Origin of the sequence: Streptomyces sp. NPDC020192 (genome assembly GCF_044388685.1) — a bacterium.
Classification (GTDB): Bacteria; Actinomycetota; Actinomycetes; order Streptomycetales; family Streptomycetaceae; genus Streptomyces.
Genome location: NZ_JBIRXG010000003.1, coordinates 110,649 through 127,178 on the forward strand (window position 1 = coordinate 110,649; position 16,530 = coordinate 127,178).

Annotated in this window: 16 protein-coding genes; 11 read left to right on the forward strand and 5 right to left on the reverse strand. The window is 70.6% G+C overall.

From position 1 onward, the window contains the following. The first annotated feature begins 110 nt into the window (after positions 1-110). A complete protein-coding gene (gene hppD, locus ACH47Z_RS07525) occupies positions 111-1,256 on the forward strand; it encodes a 4-hydroxyphenylpyruvate dioxygenase (RefSeq protein WP_399071571.1) in 1,146 nt (381 codons plus the stop codon). Positions 1,257-1,259: 3 nt separating this feature from the next. Here hppD and ACH47Z_RS07530 read toward each other — a convergent pair whose 3' ends face one another. Further along, complete coding sequence (locus tag ACH47Z_RS07530; RefSeq protein ID WP_399071573.1) at positions 1,260-2,711, reverse strand: tetratricopeptide repeat protein; 1,452 nt, start codon at positions 2,709-2,711, stop codon at positions 1,260-1,262. 92 nt (positions 2,712-2,803) lie between these two features. On the opposite strand from ACH47Z_RS07530, the gene ACH47Z_RS07535 reads away from it, so the two are divergent. Then, on the forward strand, positions 2,804-4,219 hold the full coding sequence (locus tag ACH47Z_RS07535) for an FAD-binding oxidoreductase (protein WP_399071575.1): 1,416 nt from the start codon (positions 2,804-2,806) through the stop codon (positions 4,217-4,219). 42 nt (positions 4,220-4,261) lie between these two features. Here the strand turns inward: ACH47Z_RS07535 and ACH47Z_RS07540 are convergent, their stop codons facing one another. After that, entirely contained in the window at positions 4,262-4,675 is a 414-nt protein-coding gene (locus tag ACH47Z_RS07540; RefSeq protein WP_399071577.1) for an SsgA family sporulation/cell division regulator, read from the reverse strand. Positions 4,676-4,910: 235 nt separating this feature from the next. Here ACH47Z_RS07540 and ACH47Z_RS07545 point away from each other — a divergent pair, with 235 nt between their 5' ends. Together ACH47Z_RS07545 and ACH47Z_RS07550 are read left to right on the forward strand one after the other, a co-directional pair. Continuing rightward, a complete protein-coding gene (locus ACH47Z_RS07545) occupies positions 4,911-6,437 on the forward strand; it encodes an RDD family protein (protein WP_399071579.1) in 1,527 nt (508 codons plus the stop codon). A 74-nt stretch (positions 6,438-6,511) separates the two neighbouring features. Further along, positions 6,512-7,258 carry an RDD family protein gene (locus ACH47Z_RS07550; protein WP_399071581.1) on the forward strand — a complete coding sequence of 249 codons (747 nt, stop codon included), beginning with the start codon at positions 6,512-6,514 and terminating at the stop codon, positions 7,256-7,258. A 102-nt stretch (positions 7,259-7,360) separates the two neighbouring features. Here ACH47Z_RS07550 and ACH47Z_RS07555 read toward each other — a convergent pair whose 3' ends face one another. After that, positions 7,361-7,612, reverse strand: a complete 252-nt coding sequence (locus ACH47Z_RS07555) for a hypothetical protein (protein ID WP_399071583.1) — start codon at positions 7,610-7,612, stop codon at positions 7,361-7,363. A 303-nt stretch (positions 7,613-7,915) separates the two neighbouring features. On the opposite strand from ACH47Z_RS07555, the gene ACH47Z_RS07560 reads away from it, so the two are divergent. Next, complete coding sequence (locus tag ACH47Z_RS07560) at positions 7,916-10,279, forward strand: immune inhibitor A domain-containing protein (RefSeq protein WP_399071585.1); 2,364 nt, start codon at positions 7,916-7,918, stop codon at positions 10,277-10,279. 121 nt (positions 10,280-10,400) lie between these two features. After that, positions 10,401-10,721 (forward strand): hypothetical protein, encoded by a 321-nt coding sequence (locus ACH47Z_RS07565; RefSeq protein WP_399071587.1) that lies wholly within the window; start codon positions 10,401-10,403, stop codon positions 10,719-10,721. A 3-nt stretch (positions 10,722-10,724) separates the two neighbouring features. Here the strand turns inward: ACH47Z_RS07565 and ACH47Z_RS07570 are convergent, their stop codons facing one another. Together ACH47Z_RS07570 and ACH47Z_RS07575 are read right to left on the reverse strand one after the other, a co-directional pair. After that, entirely contained in the window at positions 10,725-11,318 is a 594-nt protein-coding gene (locus ACH47Z_RS07570) for a nicotinamidase (RefSeq protein ID WP_399071589.1), read from the reverse strand. A 79-nt stretch (positions 11,319-11,397) separates the two neighbouring features. Continuing rightward, the gene (locus ACH47Z_RS07575) at positions 11,398-12,744 is read right to left on the reverse strand and encodes a nicotinate phosphoribosyltransferase (RefSeq protein ID WP_399071591.1); all 1,347 of its coding nucleotides are present in this window, start codon (positions 12,742-12,744) and stop codon (positions 11,398-11,400) included. Between the two features lie 58 nt (positions 12,745-12,802). Here ACH47Z_RS07575 and clpS point away from each other — a divergent pair, with 58 nt between their 5' ends. The 5 genes from clpS to ACH47Z_RS07600 all read left to right on the forward strand — a co-directional run bounded on the left by clpS (position 12,803) and on the right by ACH47Z_RS07600 (position 16,525). Next, the gene (gene clpS, locus ACH47Z_RS07580; protein WP_399071593.1) at positions 12,803-13,120 is read left to right on the forward strand and encodes an ATP-dependent Clp protease adapter ClpS; all 318 of its coding nucleotides are present in this window, start codon (positions 12,803-12,805) and stop codon (positions 13,118-13,120) included. Positions 13,121-13,161: 41 nt separating this feature from the next. Further along, positions 13,162-13,767: a DUF2017 domain-containing protein gene (locus tag ACH47Z_RS07585; protein ID WP_399071595.1), complete on the forward strand. Its 606-nt coding sequence runs from the start codon at positions 13,162-13,164 to the stop codon at positions 13,765-13,767. A gap of 329 nt (positions 13,768-14,096) precedes the next feature. Further along, positions 14,097-15,527, forward strand: a complete 1,431-nt coding sequence (locus tag ACH47Z_RS07590) for an amino acid permease (protein ID WP_399071597.1) — start codon at positions 14,097-14,099, stop codon at positions 15,525-15,527. Between the two features lie 135 nt (positions 15,528-15,662). After that, complete coding sequence (locus tag ACH47Z_RS07595; RefSeq protein ID WP_399071599.1) at positions 15,663-16,085, forward strand: Mov34/MPN/PAD-1 family protein; 423 nt, start codon at positions 15,663-15,665, stop codon at positions 16,083-16,085. A 161-nt stretch (positions 16,086-16,246) separates the two neighbouring features. Then, a complete protein-coding gene (locus ACH47Z_RS07600; protein ID WP_399071601.1) occupies positions 16,247-16,525 on the forward strand; it encodes a MoaD/ThiS family protein in 279 nt (92 codons plus the stop codon). The last annotated feature ends 5 nt before the right edge of the window (positions 16,526-16,530 follow it).

Sequence of the window (16,530 nt, forward strand, 5' to 3'; positions counted from 1 at the left end):
GGTGGTCATCCTGTACAGAAAGTCTGCCGAAACCGCCGTACCACTGAGCAGATTGCCCTGTGAACACGGAAACTATTGCGCACCTTGCAGAGCCGGGCCACCCTTCGGCTATGACGCAGACCACACACCACACTCCCGACACCGCCCGGCAGGCCGACCCCTTCCCGGTCAAGGGAATGGACGCGGTCGTCTTCGCCGTGGGCAACGCCAAGCAGGCGGCGCACTACTACTCCACCGCCTTCGGCATGAAGCTGGTCGCCTACTCCGGACCGGAGAACGGCAGCCGCGAGACCGCCAGTTACGTGCTCGAGAACGGCTCCGCCCGCTTCGTGTTCACCTCGGTCATCAAGCCGAGCACCGACTGGGGCCGCTTCCTCGGCCGGCACGTGGCCGAGCACGGCGACGGCGTCATCGACCTGGCCATCGAGGTCCCGGACGCCCGCGCCGCGTACGCCTACGCCGTCGAGCACGGCGCAAAGGGCCTCGCCGAGCCGTACGAGGTGAAGGACGAGCACGGCACCGTCGTCCTCGCCGCGATCGCCACCTACGGCGAGACCCGCCACACCCTCGTCGACCGCTCCGGCTACGACGGCCCCTACCTGCCCGGCTACACCGCCGCCAGGCCGATGGTCGAGCCGCCCGCCCAGCGCACCTTCCAGGCCATCGACCACTGCGTCGGCAACGTCGAACTCGGCAGGATGAACGAGTGGGTGGCCTTCTACAACAAGGTCATGGGCTTCACGAACATGAAGGAGTTCGTGGGCGACGACATCGCCACCGAGTACAGCGCGCTGATGTCGAAGGTCGTCGCGGACGGCACCCTGAAGGTCAAGTTCCCGATCAACGAGCCCGCGATCGCCAAGAAGAAGTCCCAGATCGACGAGTACCTGGAGTTCTACGGCGGCGCCGGCGTCCAGCACATCGCGCTGAACACCAACGACATCGTCCAGACCGTCCGCACCATGCGCGCGGCCGGCGTCGAGTTCCTCGACACCCCCGACTCCTACTACGACACCCTCGGCGAGTGGGTCGGTGACACCCGGGTACCCATCGAGACCCTGCGCGAGCTGAAGATCCTCGCCGACCGCGACGAGGACGGCTATCTGCTGCAGATCTTCACCAAGCCGGTCCAGGACCGTCCGACCGTCTTCTTCGAGATCATCGAGCGGCACGGCTCGATGGGCTTCGGCAAGGGCAACTTCAAGGCCCTGTTCGAGGCGATCGAGCGCGAGCAGGACAAGCGGGGCAACCTGTAGGGCCTACAGGTCATCGGGCGGCGGCTCGTCGGGGACGCCGCCCAGTGCCCGCAGCGCCGCCCGCGCCGCCGGGACGTCGAGCGGGGAGAAGTACGGGTTGACCCGCAGCGCCTCCTGGAGGTGCCGGCGGGCGGTCGCGTACCGCTCCAGCCCCTTCTCGATCATCCCCCGGTGGAACACGTACGGCGCGCTGTGCACCCCGCCCCTCGCCGTGTCCGTCGCGGCGGCCGCGTACGCCAGCGCCTGCCGGTCCGCACCGGCCCGGTGCAGCGCCCAGCCGAGCGCGTCGGCCACCTCGATGCCCGGCTGGCGCCGCCACTCCGCCCGCAACTCCCGTACGGCGTTCCCGGCGTCCCCGTGGTCCGCCTCGAACCGCCCGATCAGCAGATCCTCGTCGACCCCGGCCGCGATCCGCTGTCGTACCAGCGCCTTCACCTGCCCGTACGCCGTCCGCGCCGCACGGGTCATGCCCCCCGCCTCGTACAGCTCGCCCAGCTCATAGGCGTCCCGCGGATCCGGCCGCCCGGCGAGCGCCGCCCGGTACCCGGCGAACGCCTCCGCCATGCGGCCCCGCACGGCCAGCGTCCGCGCCCGCCCGGTCAGCGCCTCCCGCTGCCCGGGGTCGAGACGCAGCGCCGCCTCGAAGTGCCGCAGCGCGTCCGGCAGATCCCCGCGCTCCCAGGCCAGCTGCCCGAGCCCGGCCAGCCAGACGGCCCGCGCGGCCGGGGTGCCGGCCGCGGCCGCCGCGTCGGTCAGCTGGGCCACCGCGTCCTCGCGCCAGCCCCGGTCCCGGTACACCGCCGAGGCCCGCGCCATCACCGCCGGCCGTGCCGCCGCCCCGGGGCGCAGCGCCAGCAGCCTGTCCAGGGACGACTGGACCGCCTTGTAGTCGCCGAGCCCGGTGTAGGCGTCGATCAGCGGCGGATACGCCGTCCACCGCTTCGGCGCCTCCTTCAGCGCCTGCTCGCCGTACCGTTTCGCCGCCGGAAAGTCCCGGCGGGCGAGGGCGAGGGCGGTCAGCCCGTCGTACGCCTCGGTGTTCTTCGCCGCTCGCACCTTCAGAGAGGTCCGGAGCGCCTGGTCGGCCCGCGGATAGTCCGCCGGTTCGGCCGTCCGCCGCCCCCGCTCCACATACGCGCTGCCCAGCACCGCCCACGCCCACGCGTCCCGGGGCTGAGCCCGCACCCGCCGCTCCTCCTGCCCGATGAGCGCCGCGAGCTGCGGCAGCGCGGCCGGCATCCCCGAGGTCAGCGCGGTCAGCGCCTGCGGACCGGCGGCCGGCGGCCGGACCGCCTTGCGCGGCGGCTCGTCCGGCGGCGTCAGCATCGGTACCGCGCCCGCGACGAGGCCACCCGCCAGTACGGCGAGCAGCACCCGGCGGCGCCGGCGCCGGCGCCGTCCGCGGCGCGGCTGGGCCGGCAGGGACGTACCCGGCACGCTCAGTCGGTGGTCCATGCCGCTCACTGTGCGTCAGTACGACGAGCACACCCGGGCGGCCGCAGGGCGGGGCGGACGGGGTTCACACGGGTGGGCGTGAGTGGGAACCTGTGATCATGAGCCGTATCGAAGCGCCGCGCTCCGAGGACACTGAAGAGACGAGCAATCTCACCGACCGGCTCCTGGCCGGCCTGCCCGCCGAGGCCGTCCTGACCGACCCCGACGTCACCGCGTCCTACGCCAACGACATGGCGAGCTTCTGCCCGGCCGGCGCCCCCGCCGTCGTCGTACTCCCGCGCACGGTCGAGCAGGTCCAGCACGTCATGCGCGTCGCCACCGAGCTGCGTGTCCCCGTCGTCCCGCAGGGCGCCCGCTCCGGCCTGTCCGGCGGCGCCAACGCCAGCGACGGCTGCGTCGTACTGTCCCTGACCAAGATGGACCGGATCCTGGAGATCAGCCCGGTGGACCGGATCGCGGTCGTCGAACCCGGCGTGATCAACGCGGCCCTGTCCCGCGCGGTCGAGGAACACGGCCTGTACTACCCGCCGGACCCCTCCAGCTGGGAGATGTGCACCATCGGCGGCAACATCGGCACGGGCTCGGGCGGCCTGTGCTGCGTCAAGTACGGGGTCACCGCCGAGTACGTGCTCGGCCTGGACGTGGTGCTGGCCGACGGCCGTCTGATGTCCACCGGCCGCCGTACGGCGAAGGGGGTCGCGGGCTACGACCTCACCCGGCTCTTCGTCGGCTCCGAGGGCTCGCTCGGCATCGTCGTACGGGCCGTCCTCGCGCTCCGGCCCAAGCCGCCGCAGCAGCTGGTGCTGGCCGCCGAGTTCCCCTCGGCGGCGGCCGCCTGCGACGCCGTCTGCCGGATCATGGAGGGAGGGCACGTGCCGTCCCTCCTCGAACTGATGGACCGTACGACCGTCAAGGCGGTCAACGACCTCGCCCACATGGGTCTGCCGGAGTCCACCGAGGCGCTGCTGCTGGCCGCGTTCGACACCCCGGACCCCGCCTCCGACCTCGCCGCCGTCGGCGCGCTGTGCGAGGCCGCCGGCGCCACCCAGGTCGTCCCGGCGGAGGACGCGGCCGAGTCCGAGCTGCTGCTGAAGGCCCGGCGGCTCTCGCTGACCGCGCTGGAGGCGGTCAAGGGCACGACGATGATCGACGACGTGTGCGTGCCCCGGTCCCGGCTCGGCGAGATGCTGGAGGGCGTCGAGCGGATCGCCGAGAAGTACCGGCTGACCATCGGCGTCTGCGCCCACGCCGGCGACGGCAACACCCACCCAACGGTCTGCTTCGACGCGCAGGACGCGGAGGAGTCCCGGCGGGCCCGCGAGTCCTTCGACGAGATCATGGCGCTCGGCCTGGAACTGGGCGGCACCATCACCGGGGAACACGGCGTCGGCGTACTGAAGAAGGAGTGGCTGGCCCGGGAGATCGGCCCGGTCGGGGTGGAGATGCAGCGCGCGGTGAAGCACGCCTTCGACCCGCTGGGGATTCTCAACCCGGGCAAGCTGTTCTGACCCTTTCGTACCGCGGCTCCGGGCTCACCGGGCTCACTGGGCTCACTGGGCGAGCAGCTGGTCGAGGGCGTCGTCGATGCCCAGCTGGGCGCCCTCCGTGCCCGGCGGCACCGCCAGCAGCGTCCGTTCCAGCCAGGCCGACACCTGCGGGACGGGCGCCTCCAGCAGCGCGTCGCCGTCCGGCGAGCTGAGGGCGATCAGTACGACGCTGCGCCCGTCGGCCTTCGTCGGCCACACCCGTACGTCCCCCTGCCCGCACGGCCGGAACACGCCCTCGACCAGCAGGTCACGGGCGAACGTCCAGTGGACGGGGGAGTCGGAGTTGATGTGGAAGGCGACGTGGACGGCGTAGGGGTCGTCGGAGCGGTAGCCCAGCCGGGCGGGGACCGGGATGCTGCGCTCCGGCGACAGGATGAGCCTCAGTTCCAGCTCCCGCTCCACCACGGTGTGATGCATGACGTTGCCCTTCTCTCTCCTCGGCGGCCCTCGGAACGGGCCCGCACCGGGGGAGAGAGGGCAGGGGCCGGAGCATTACGCGGGTTCGGAGGAGTTTTTTTCGCGGACCTGTGAGGGTGGGGTCCGGCGATGCCCGGAAAGGGGTGGGTCCGGCGGGACTGGCGCTGAGGGACGCCCCGGTCTGATAGATGTGGAGGCCCCCAACCCACCCCCGAGCAGATACGGGACGACGGACATGAGCGCCCCAACCCCGGCCCCAGGTGACGACCGGCCCCGCGAGGGCTACTACCCGGACCCGTCCATCCCCGGCTACGTCCGGTACTGGAACGGCGCCTCCTGGGTGCCCGGCACCAGCCGCCCGGCGCCGAAGGACGGCGAACCGCTCACCCCGCCCCCGGGCATCCGCCCGGCGCCCGTGCCTTTGGCGGTGGAGGAGACGGGTCCGCACTTCTTCGACGAGGACCTGCCGCCCTCGGGGCAGGCGGGCGCCGGCGACGGGCACACCCCTTGGGGCACCGATCCGAGGATCCCCGCGCCGGGCCGCCCCGAGACCCCGCCGGCGGAGGGCGACGCCCCGGACAACGGCGGCACGTTCATCTTCCGCCGCCCGGTCCCGGGCCCGGCGGCCGTCACGGACGACGGCACGATGACCTTCCGCCCGGTCCCGGGCCAGCCCCGCCCGGGCACACACCCACCCGCCTCCGACGCGCAGGCCTCCGGCCAGGGGGCGGTGGGTTCCGCCGGGGCGTCTGGTGGCTTCGGTCCGCAGGGGTCCGGTGCGGAGGCGGGTGCGAGCTCCGGCTTCGGCTCGCAGGCGTCCGGCTCGCAGGCGTCCGGTCAGGGTGCGGTGGCTGGTCAGCCGGGTACGGGCTTCGGTCCGGGCGCGGGAGGTCCGGGTGGGGCGGGTTCCGCCGGGGCGGCGAACGCCTCCGGTGCGCCTGGTGGCTTCGGGCCGCAGGGGCCCGTCGGTGCGCCCGCTCCTCAGGTCGGCGCTGCCCCCTCGGCTCCCGCCGCGGGCCCCGGGTTCGGGGCCGGCAAGGCGGCGGCCGAGCGTGCTGCCGCCGGTCAGGCGCCGCACTCGGCGCAGTCCGCCGTGGCGCCGTCCATCCCCGCGCAGGCCGCTGCCCCCGCCACCCCGCTGACCAGTGGCCCCGGTGGTGGGCAGGCCTCCTGGGCGCAGCAGGTGCACCAGTTGGCCGGTGGCGGGGACGAGCAGCCCGTGGCGCCGTGGAAGCCGCCCGTGGAGGACGTCTTCCAGGCGGCCGCCCGACGGCAGGCCGCCGCCCGGCCCGCCGGACTCGGCAAGCGGTTCGCGGCCCGGCTGATCGACACCCTGATCGTGGGCCTCGTGACGGCCGCCGCCGCCGTACCGCTCGGCCTGCGGGTCGCCGACCACGTCCAGCAGAAGATCGACGCGGCCAAGGTGTCCGGCCGCGAGGTCACCGTCTGGCTGCTCGACGGCACGACGGCCACCAGCCTCGGCATCGTGGTCGCCGTCCTCCTCCTCGTCGGCGTCGGCTACGAGGTGCTGCCGACCGCCAAGTGGGGCCGCACCCTGGGCAAGCGGCTGCTGGGCCTGGAGGTGCGGGACATCGAGGCGCACGAGCCGCCCGCCTTCGGCGCGGCGTTGCGCCGCTGGCTGGTGTACAGCGTGCCCGGGCTGCTCGGCATCGGGATCGTGGGCGTGCTGTGGTGCCTGTTCGACCGGCCCTGGCACCAGTGCTGGCACGACAAGGCGGCCCACACCTTCGTCGCCGGCTGACGGAACCGGCCCCGGCTACTCCGTACGGCCGTCTGCCGGATGCGGAGCCGGGGTGTTCGCGGTCCACTCGGGCCATGAGCAGCGAACCGCCCCCCGGCTCCGGAGAGCAGCCCCCCGAGGACGACCCGTTCAGGAAGCAGCCCCCGTCGGACCAGGGGCAGGGGCCGGGCTCGCCGTACGACACCCCGTACGGCGGCGCCCAGCAGCCCCCGCCGCCCGGCGGCGGGCAACCGCCTCAGCAGCCACCCCCGTACGGCGGCCAGCAGCCACCCCCCTACGGCGGCGGTCAGCCTCCTCCCTACGGGGGCGGCCCCTACGGCGGTGGCCCGTACGGCTCCGGCGCCGGCGGTTACCCCGCCGACCCGCTGGCCGGTATGCCCCCGCTGGCCGACAGTCCCAAGCGCACACTCGCGCGGATCGTCGACATGATCCTCGTCGGCATCGTCGTCTGGCTGCTCACCTGGGCGTTCGGTGTGCGCGAGTACAACGTCAACGGCGACCACGTCGAGGTCAGCAAGTCCGTGGGGCAGTCCTTCATCGCGGCCGTGCTCTACATCGCGTACGACACCTTCATGATGGCCAAGTACGGCCAGACCCTCGGCAAGAAGTGGCTCAACATGCGGGTGGCGAACCTGGACGACGGCGCCACCCCCTCCGTGCAGACCATGCTGATCCGCTCCCTGGTGCTGTGGGTGCCGTTCGCCTTCTGCTGTGCCTGCATCTGGACGGCGATCTGCGGCGGCTGGAGCTACTTCGACAAACCGTACAAACAGGGCCTGCACGACAAGGCGGCCAAGACGGTGGTGGTCAGCACCGGTTGACGCAGGGCCGTGGGAAAGGGCGCCGTACGCAGGAGCGCCGTACACACGTGAGCGGCGGGTCCGTGCCGGAGGGCACGGGTCCGCCGCTCACGTGTGCGCCGCTCACAGGGAGACCGGCTCCTCCTGCGGCGCGGGCTCGACGGGCTCGAGGGGCTCGGCCGGTGCCGTGGTGGCCGTGTGGGCCTTCGGCAGCGGCACCGTCATCGCGACCAGCAGCCCGAGGGCCAGGGCCGCGAGGGCGATGACGGTGATCCCGAGGCCCGAACTCGTCTGGGACAGCAGCAGCATGGCGAGCGTCGAGAAGATCACGGTGCAGGAACCGTAGGCGAGCTGTGCGGCAGTCGGACGAGGCATGGCAATCGTGTCCTCGGAAGTCTTCGGGGGATCGTCGGTGGTTCGGGGGGTGCCGTTCGACTCTCTTCGCGTGCATGCCCGAGCCGGACGGTTGGTAAGCGTGACCTAACCCACGCTACCGGTGCACGGGGGGCGCACAGGGTCATGGGGTGGTGGCATAGTCCGCGTGCAGGTTCGTAAAGGGAACGTCAGCTCGACATAGTGCAATGGGCCTGAGCGAGTCAAGATCTGGCTTTTCTTCTAAACCTCTAGTCAAATTACGTCACTTGACATGCGTCGAACAGGCGCAGGGGAGGAACTCAAGTGACCAGCAGATCCTGGACGTTCAGAGCGGCCGCGATCGGCGTGACGCTCGCGGCGGCCTCCGCCACGTTCGCGACCTTCGCCGTCGCGGAGGCCGCCACCCAGCCGGCCCGCTCCGCCGCCGCGAACCGGCACGACCCGGCCCCGGTGAAGCAGGAGGCGCACGACCTCGACGGCCCGCTCAGCAAGACCCGGCGGGCCCAGCGCCAGGAGGCGCTGAACCAGCTCATAGCGGGCAAGGCCAAGGCGCAGGACCGGGGCGGCTCCAAGGTCGTCCAGCTCAAGAGCCGGAAGGGCGACGCCAAGTACGTCGAGCTGAGCCGCGAGAAGACCGACAAGATCTTCACGATCCTGGTGGAGTTCGGGGACGGGACCGACCCCAAGTACGGCGGCACGCCCGGCCCGCTGCACAACACCATCGCCGCGCCGGACCGTACGAAGGACAACTCGACGGCCTGGCAGCAGGATTACAACCAGAAGCACTTCCAAGATCTCTACTTCGGCACCGGCAAGAAGACCGAGTCGCTGAAGAAGTACTACGAGAAGCAGTCCTCGGGCCGCTACTCGGTCGACGGCGAGGTCTCCGACTGGGTCAAGGTCCCCTACAACGAGGCCCGTTACGGCAACAACGCCTGCGGCTCCCACACCTGCTCCAGCGTGTGGAACATCGTCGGCGACGGTCTGAACGCCTGGGTGGCCCAGCAGAGGGCGGCCGGCAAGACCGACGCCGACATCAAGAAGGACCTCGCCCAGTACGACCAGTGGGACCGCTACGACTACGACGGCGACGGCAACTTCAACGAGCCCGACGGCTACGTCGACCACTTCCAGATCGTGCACGCCGGTGAGGACGAGTCCGCGGGCGGCGGCGCCCAGGGCGAGGACGCGATCTGGGCCCATCGCTGGTACGCCTTCGGCACCGACGCGGGCGCGACCGGCCCGGCGGGCAACAAGCTCGGCGGTGCCCAGGTCGGCGACACCGGCGTCTGGGTCGGCGACTACACCATCCAGCCGGAGAACGGCGGCCTCGGCGTCTTCGCCCACGAGTACGGCCACGACCTCGGCCTGCCGGACGAGTACGACACCGAGGGCGGCGACAACTCCACCGGCTTCTGGACCCTGATGTCCTCCGGCTCCTGGCTCGGCACCGGCAAGGAGGCCATCGGCGACCTGCCCGGCGACCTGAACGCCTGGGACAAGCTCCAGCTGGGCTGGCTGAACTACGACACCGCCAAGGCGGGCGTCTCCTCCTGGCACAAGCTGGGCCTGGCCGAGTACAACACCAAGTACCGCCAGGCGCTGGTCGTCTCGCTGCCCGACAAGGCGGTCACGACCGAGATCGTCACCCCGGCGCAGGGTTCCGCGCAGTGGTGGAGCGGCAGCGGTGACAACCTCAAGAACACGCTGACCCGCTCGGTGGACCTCACCGGCACGTCCTCGGCCACGCTGAGCCTGGACGGCTGGTACGACATCGAGAACGGCTACGACTACCTCTACACCGAGGTGTCGACCGACGGCGGCGCCAACTGGACCGCCCTGGACGGCACGGTGGACGGCAAGGCCATCCCCCGGGACGGCTCCGACAAGCCCGCCCTGACCGGCACGGTCGACGGCTACAGGAAGCTGTCGTACCCGCTCGACGCCTACGCGGGCAAGAAGATCGACCTGCGCTTCCGCTACCAGACCGACGGCGGGGTGGCCCAGAAGGGCTTCGCGGCCGACGAGATCACGGTCACCGCGGACGGGACGGCGCTGTTCTCCGACAGCGCGGAGGCGGCGGACGCCGGTTGGACGGCGGTGGGCTTCTCCCGCGTCGGCGCGTCCTTCACCAAGGACTACAAGCAGTACTACATCGCCGAGAACCGCCAGTACGTGTCGTACGACAAGACCCTCAAGGTCGGCCCGTACAACTTCGGTTACCAGGGCACCGAGCGCCCTGACTGGGTGGAGCACTACCCGTACCAGAACGGTCTGCTGATCTGGAAGTGGGACACCTCCCAGGCGGACGACAACACCAACGCGAACGCCCACCCGGGCACGGGTCTGATCCTGCCGGTCGACGCCCACCCGAAGGCGCTGCGCTGGTCCGACGGCACGCTGCTGCGCAACCGGATGCAGGCCTACGACTCCACCTTCACGCTGGAGCCGACGGACGCGATCACGCTGCACAAGGCGGGCGTCGCGACGAGGATCGCCTCGCAGAAGGGGGTGCCGGTCTTCAACGACCACACCAGCACCTACTACGACCCGGCGAACCCGACCGGCGGGGTCAAGGTCACTGACACCAACACCAAGATCAAGATCGTCAAGGCGGCCAAGGACGGCTCGACGATCGAGCTGGAAGTCGGCCCCGCCGTGAAGTAGCGCGCATCTTCGCAGGTCAGAAGCGTATCGGCGGCAAACCCTTGGCGGGTTGCCGCCGATCGTGTTTAGGTGCGTCCTGTGGACCGCTTATTGACACCGACCGGAACGGGGATGTGACGGCATGGCCGCTGGAGGCTTCTGCAAGCTGCCGAACGGCACGGTTGTGGTGGCGCTGAACCTGCCCTACGACTCTGCGGGAGTACGCGTACTCGTGCACGCCCAGAACCGCGCCCGAGCCCTGACCAGGCTCCGCAACCTGGGATTCCGCGCGATCTACCTCCGGGGGAACACGGCCCCTCCCACACCGGACGAGATCACGGCGGTCCTGCACCACCCGGACGGCCTGATATGGCGCACGGCACCGGCGGACAACGGTGTCATGGTGACCGAGCTGTGGCATCCGATCCGGGCGCTGCTTCGAAGATCGGCGGTGGCTCAGTGACCCTCAGCCGCTGACCACGGGCTTGCCCGTCAGCTCCACGCCCGCCCCCCGCAGCTCCTCCAGTGCCCGCTCCGTCGTCTCCGCGGCCACGCCCGCGGTGAGGTCGAGCAGGACCTGGGTGCGGAAGCCCTCTCTCGCGGCGTCGAGCGCGGTGGCGCGTACGCAGTGGTCCGTCGCTATGCCGACCACGTCGACCTCGTCGATGTGGCGGTCGCGGAGCCAGTCGGCGAGCCGGACGTCGTTCTCGTCCGTGCCCTCGAAGCCGCTGTAGGCCGCCGAGTACTCCCCCTTGGAGAAGACGGCGTCCACCGCGCCGGAGGCGACGGCCGGGGCGAAGTTCGGGTGGAAGCCGACGCCCTCCGTGCCCGCGACGCAGTGCGCGGGCCAGGAGCGGACGTAGTCGGGGTTGTCGGCGAAGTGGCCGCCGGGCGCGATGTGGTGGTCCCGGGTGGCGACCACGTGGCGGTATCCCGTCCCGGCCGCCTGGCCGATCAGTTCCGTGATGGCGGCGGCGACGTCGGCGCCGCCGGACACCGCGAGGCTGCCCCCCTCGCAGAAGTCGTTCTGCACATCTACGACGATCAAGGCGCGGCGCATGTGGGTGTCCTTCGACTGATGGCTAAGTAACTGAGCCTAGTGACTTCCGGTCCCGTGCGGGAGAGGCGGACGACAGGGCCTAGCTACCCGAGCGCCCGGCGACGTACTCCGTCGGAAGCACGGGTTCCCCTCGCGAGAGCTGGGTGGCGGACAGCGGGAGATTCGCGCGGGCGGCGATGTGGCGGTCCCGGGGGACGTCCAGCGGCTCGCGGGCGACGACGTTCCCGCCCTTGACCAGTTCCACCAGCAGCTGCCGCTCCGCCAGCTCCGCCGGTACCGGCCCGGTGCCGACGACCTCGGCCTCCGCGACCCCGTCCTCGTCCAGCCGGCGCGCCGCCCACTTGCGGCCCCCGACGGAGGCCTTGCCGCCGCTGGACTTCTTCGCGACCGGCACCAGCGGCGCCTGCGGGTCGCCGGACTCGGCGCGGGCGACCAGCTTGTAGACCATGGAGCAGGTCGGGTGCCCGGAGCCGGTCACCAGCTGGGTGCCGACGCCGTACGCGTCCACGGGAGCGGCGGCGAGGGAGGCGATCGCGTACTCGTCCAGGTCGGAGGTGACGACGATCCTGGTGTGGGCCGCGCCCAGCTCGTCCAGCTGCTGGCGCACCCGGTGGGCGACGAGCAGCAGGTCGCCGGAGTCGATGCGGACCGCGCCCAGCTCGGGTCCGGCCACCTCCACCGCCGTACGGACCGCCTCGGCGACGTCGTAGGTGTCCACGAGCAGCGTGGTGCCCCGGCCGAGGGTCTCGACCTGGGCCCGGAAGGCGTCCCGCTCGTGGTCGTGCAGGAGCGTGAAGGCGTGGGCCGAGGTGCCGACGGTCGGGATGCCGTAGCGGAAGCCGGCCGCCAGGTCGGAGGTGGTCGCGAAGCCGCCGACGTACGCCGCACGGGCCGCGGCCACCGCCGCCAGCTCATGGGTGCGGCGGGCGCCCATCTCGATCAGCGGGCGGTCCCCGGCGGCCGAGGCCATCCGGGAGGCGGCCGCGGCGATGGCGGAGTCGTGGTTGAGGATGGAGAGGATCACCGTCTCCAGCAGCACGCACTCGGCGAAGGTGCCCTCGACGCGCATGACCGGCGAGCCGGGGAAGTAGACCTCGCCCTCGGGGTAGCCCCAGATGTCCCCGCCGAAGCGGTAGTCGGCGAGCCACGCCAGGGTCTCCTCGTCGACGATCTTCCGCTCACGCAGGAAGCCGAGGACGCCCGCGTCGAAGCGGAAGTTCTCCACCGCGTCCAGGACACGCCCGGTGCCCGCGACCACGCCGTAGCGGCGTCCGTCCGGCAGCCGCCGGGTGAAGACCTCGAACACGCTCCGCCGTTCGGCCGTACCGGCCTTCAGAGCCGCCTGGAGCATGGTCAGCTCGTACTGGTCCGTGAAGAGCGCCGTCGAGGGAACGTCCACCGGCAGCCCAAGGTCCGCTGTGTTCATGGCAATGGATGCTACACCCCTTCGCGTCAGTGTGACGATTTGTGAGGCGCGTGGCAGCATGGGCCATGTGACGTCACCCGCGCCCGTAGAGATCGAACGCACCGAGTCGGCGGAGGAGGTCTTCGCCGTACCCGAACCCGACGTCCCCTGGGTCACCATCGTCCACAACGACCCGGTCAACCTGATGAGCTATGTGACGTACGTCTTCCAGTCGTACTTCGGCTACTCCAAGGACAAGGCCACCAAGCTCATGCTCGACGTCCACCACAAGGGCCGGGCGGTCGTCTCCAGCGGCACCCGTGAGGAGATGGAACGCGACGTGCAGGCCATGCACGGCTACGGTCTGTGGGCGACCCTTCAGCAGGACCGCAAGTAGCCAGCCGACTGCCCCCCCGACCGCGACGCAGCGAAAAGACCATGCCCGGAACCTTCGAACCGCTTCCCGGCGGCGGCGCGGCCGTCGCGCTCGACGACGTCGAGATCTCCATCATCCGGTCGCTGGCCGTCCAGCTCCTGGAGCTCGTCGGCCCCGGTCCCGGCGCGGACACCCCCAAGGACCCGCTGGCCGAGCTGTTCGCCGAGGGCCCGAGCGAGCCGCCCGCCGACCCGGTCCTCAGGAGGTTCTTCCCGGACGCCTACAGCGATCCCGAGAAGGCCCCCGACTCGCCGGTCGCGGCGGAGGAGGAGCGCGCCCACTCCGCCGAGTTCCGCCGCTACACCGAGAACGACCTCAGGGCGGGCAAGCGGGAGAACGCGCTCGCGGTGATCCGCACCCTGGACGCGCTCGCCCCGGTGGACGAGGGCGGGGCGGTGCTGAAGCTGGCGCCGGAGCAGTCGAAGCAGTGGCTCGGCGCCCTGAACGACCTGCGGCTCGCGATCGGTGCCCGGCTGGAGATCACCGACGAGGACGACACCGATCTGCTCTACCGGCTCCCGGACGAGGAGCCGCGCAAGCCGATGGTGATGGCCTATCTGTGGCTGGGCGGGCTCCAGGAGACCCTGGTGACCACCCTTATGCCCTAGTCCGACCCGTTTTGTGGTGCGCGAGGTGTTCGCTCAGCGGACGCTCAAATCCGCATAACGATCCCGTCACCGTTGCGGCCTGGTTTGCTCCATTCGTGCGCCCTTGTCCGCTTCTTCCTGTGTGATGCGCCACAACGCGCCCCCGCGATCGGTGTTGCGGCCGTGATAAATCTTCACGACCGCCCGGCGAACACCACCCATGTTCGGCCGGGTGCGCCACCGAGCCGACGACCGTCGGCCAGGCAACAACTCCATCAATCCGGGGGGATCGAAACCCGATCCGAGGCCGAGATAAGGCCCGGGTCGGCATGGAGAAAGGCGCACCACACATGACCTCAGCGCAGGTCGACCAGCATCGCGACGGCAATGAGGCCGTGGGCGACGCCGAGAGTGGCGAGGGGTATCAGCGCGGGCTCGGGTCCCGGCAGATCCAGATGATCGCCATCGGCGGTGCCATCGGCACCGGCCTGTTCCTCGGCGCGGGCAAGGGCATTTCCAAGGCCGGCCCCAGCCTGATCCTGGCCTACGCGGTCGCGGGTCTCGTCATCTTCCTGATCATGCGGGCGCTCGGCGAGCTGCTGATGTACCGCCCGGTGTCGGGTTCGTTCTCGGAGTACGCGCGCGAGTTCATCGGCCCCTTCGCGGGCTTCGTCACCGGCTGGACGTACTGGCTGTTCTGGGTGGTCACCGGCATCACCGAGGTCACGGCCGCGGCCGCCTACATGACGTACTGGTTCGACATCCCGCAGTGGGTCTCGGCCCTGATCTTCACGATCGTGCTGTACGCCGCCAACCTGATCTCCGTGAAGCTCTTCGGTGAGCTGGAGTTCTGGTTCTCCATGGTCAAGGTCACCGCGATCATCGGCATGATCCTGATCTGCGCCGGCATCCTCACCGTCGGCTTCTCCGACGCGGGCAAGACCGCTTCCGTGAGCCACCTGTGGAGCGACGGCGGCTTCTTCCCGCACGGCGTCGGCAACACCCTGATGACCCTGCAGATGGTCATGTTCGCCTTCCTCGCCGTCGAGCTGGTCGGGGTGACCGCCGGCGAGTCCAAGGACCCCAAGAAGGTGCTGCCGAAGGCGATCAACACCGTGCCGTGGCGCATCGCCGTCTTCTACGTCGGCGCGCTGATCATGATCCTGTCGGTGGTGCCGTGGACCGAGTTCCACCCGGGCGTGAGCCCCTTCGTGGCCGCCTTCCAGAAGATGGGCCTGTCCGTCGGCGCCGGCATCGTGAACTTCGTGGTCCTCACGGCCGCGCTGTCCTCCTGCAACTCCGGCATGTACTCCACCGGCCGCATGCTGCGCGACCTGGCCCAGAACGGCCAGGGTCCGCAGGTCTTCACCAAGCTGACGCGCAGCGGCACCCCGCTCGTCGGCACGACGTTCTCCGCCGCGCTGATGCTCGTCGGCGTCTGGATCAACTACCAGTGGCCGGGCAAGGCGTTCGACTACGTGGTGTCCTTCGCGACCATCTCCGGCATGTGGGCCTGGATCGTCATCCTGATCTGCCAGATCCGCTACCGGGCGAAGGCGAACCGCGGGCTGCTGCCGCAGAGCGAGTTCCGCGCGCCGGGAGCGCCGTACACCTCCCTCTTCGCGCTGGCGTTCATCTTCATGGTGATCGTGCTCATGGGTATCGACAAGGACGCCCGGGTGTCGCTGTACTGTGCTCCGCTGTGGGCCGCGATCCTCGGCGTCTCCTACTGGGCGCTCAAGCGTCGTAACCCGGAGGCCGCGGCCTTCGTCAAGCGCTGACCTCCTCCCCGGGACGTCCGGCCGCGCGGGGCTCTCGTGGTGCCCCGCCGCGGCTGCCGCTCAGGACGTCCGGCATATGGGCCGTTCCGTACCAACCCTCGGTACGGAACGGCCCTTCTGCTTATCCTGGCGGGCATGCTGACCATCACCCAGGCCCTCGTCGACCAGATCGTCGCCCACGCGCGCAAGGACCACCCCGACGAGGCGTGCGGCGTCGTGGCGGGCCCGGCGGGCTCGGACCGCCCCGAGCGCTTCATCCCCATGCTGAACGCGGCGATGTCGCCCACGTTCTACGAGTTCGACTCGGGCGACCTGCTCAAGCTCTACCGCGAGCTGGACGACCGCGACGAGGAGCCGGTGATCATCTACCACTCCCACACCGCGACCGAGGCCTACCCCTCGCGCACCGACATCTCCTACGCCAACGAGCCCGGCGCGCACTACGTCCTCGTCTCCACCGCCGACACCGACGGCCTCGGCGAGTTCCAGTTCCGTTCGTTCCGCATCCTGGACGGGGAGGTCACGGAGGAGGAGGTCAAGGTCGTGGAGGCCTACTGATCTCACTCTGCGGTCGGGTTCCATCCGGTATGTGGGATCACACTCCGGTCCCCGGACCGGGAATCGATACGATGAGCCCATGGTTCTGACTGTGGTGCTCGCCTTCGGCTGACGATCGAGCCCGCTGACCCGACGACACCTCCCGACAGGAGCCCGCGACCATGGCCATCGAGGTCCGCATCCCGACCATCCTCCGCCAGTACACCGACGGTCAGAAGGCGGTGGAGGGCGGCGGTGACACCCTCGCCGAGCTGTTCGCCGACCTCGAGACCCGGTATGCGGGAATCGAGGCCCGCATCGTGGACAACGGCCAGCTGCGCCGCTTCGTCAACGTGTACCTGAACGACGAGGACGTCCGCTTCGTCAACGGCATCGACACCAAGCTGTCCGACGGCGACACCGTGACGATCCTGCCGGCCGTGGCCGGCGGCATGGCCTGAGACCC

Bases quoted from the DNA above. Each gene is read 5' to 3' on its own strand.
- hppD (WP_399071571.1), top strand. From the start codon at position 111: ATGACGCAGACCACACACCACACTCCCGACACCGCCCGGCAGGCCGAC.
- ACH47Z_RS07530 (WP_399071573.1), bottom strand. From the start codon at position 2,711: ATGGACCACCGACTGAGCGTGCCGGGTACGTCCCTGCCGGCCCAGCCG.
- ACH47Z_RS07540 (WP_399071577.1), bottom strand. From the start codon at position 4,675: ATGCATCACACCGTGGTGGAGCGGGAGCTGGAACTGAGGCTCATCCTG.
- ACH47Z_RS07545 (WP_399071579.1), top strand. From the start codon at position 4,911: ATGAGCGCCCCAACCCCGGCCCCAGGTGACGACCGGCCCCGCGAGGGC.
- ACH47Z_RS07550 (WP_399071581.1), top strand. From the start codon at position 6,512: ATGAGCAGCGAACCGCCCCCCGGCTCCGGAGAGCAGCCCCCCGAGGAC.
- ACH47Z_RS07555 (WP_399071583.1), bottom strand. From the start codon at position 7,612: ATGCCTCGTCCGACTGCCGCACAGCTCGCCTACGGTTCCTGCACCGTG.
- ACH47Z_RS07565 (WP_399071587.1), top strand. From the start codon at position 10,401: ATGGCCGCTGGAGGCTTCTGCAAGCTGCCGAACGGCACGGTTGTGGTG.
- ACH47Z_RS07570 (WP_399071589.1), bottom strand. From the start codon at position 11,318: ATGCGCCGCGCCTTGATCGTCGTAGATGTGCAGAACGACTTCTGCGAG.
- ACH47Z_RS07575 (WP_399071591.1), bottom strand. From the start codon at position 12,744: ATGAACACAGCGGACCTTGGGCTGCCGGTGGACGTTCCCTCGACGGCG.
- clpS (WP_399071593.1), top strand. From the start codon at position 12,803: ATGGGCCATGTGACGTCACCCGCGCCCGTAGAGATCGAACGCACCGAG.
- ACH47Z_RS07585 (WP_399071595.1), top strand. From the start codon at position 13,162: ATGCCCGGAACCTTCGAACCGCTTCCCGGCGGCGGCGCGGCCGTCGCG.
- ACH47Z_RS07590 (WP_399071597.1), top strand. From the start codon at position 14,097: ATGACCTCAGCGCAGGTCGACCAGCATCGCGACGGCAATGAGGCCGTG.
- ACH47Z_RS07595 (WP_399071599.1), top strand. From the start codon at position 15,663: ATGCTGACCATCACCCAGGCCCTCGTCGACCAGATCGTCGCCCACGCG.
- ACH47Z_RS07600 (WP_399071601.1), top strand. From the start codon at position 16,247: ATGGCCATCGAGGTCCGCATCCCGACCATCCTCCGCCAGTACACCGAC.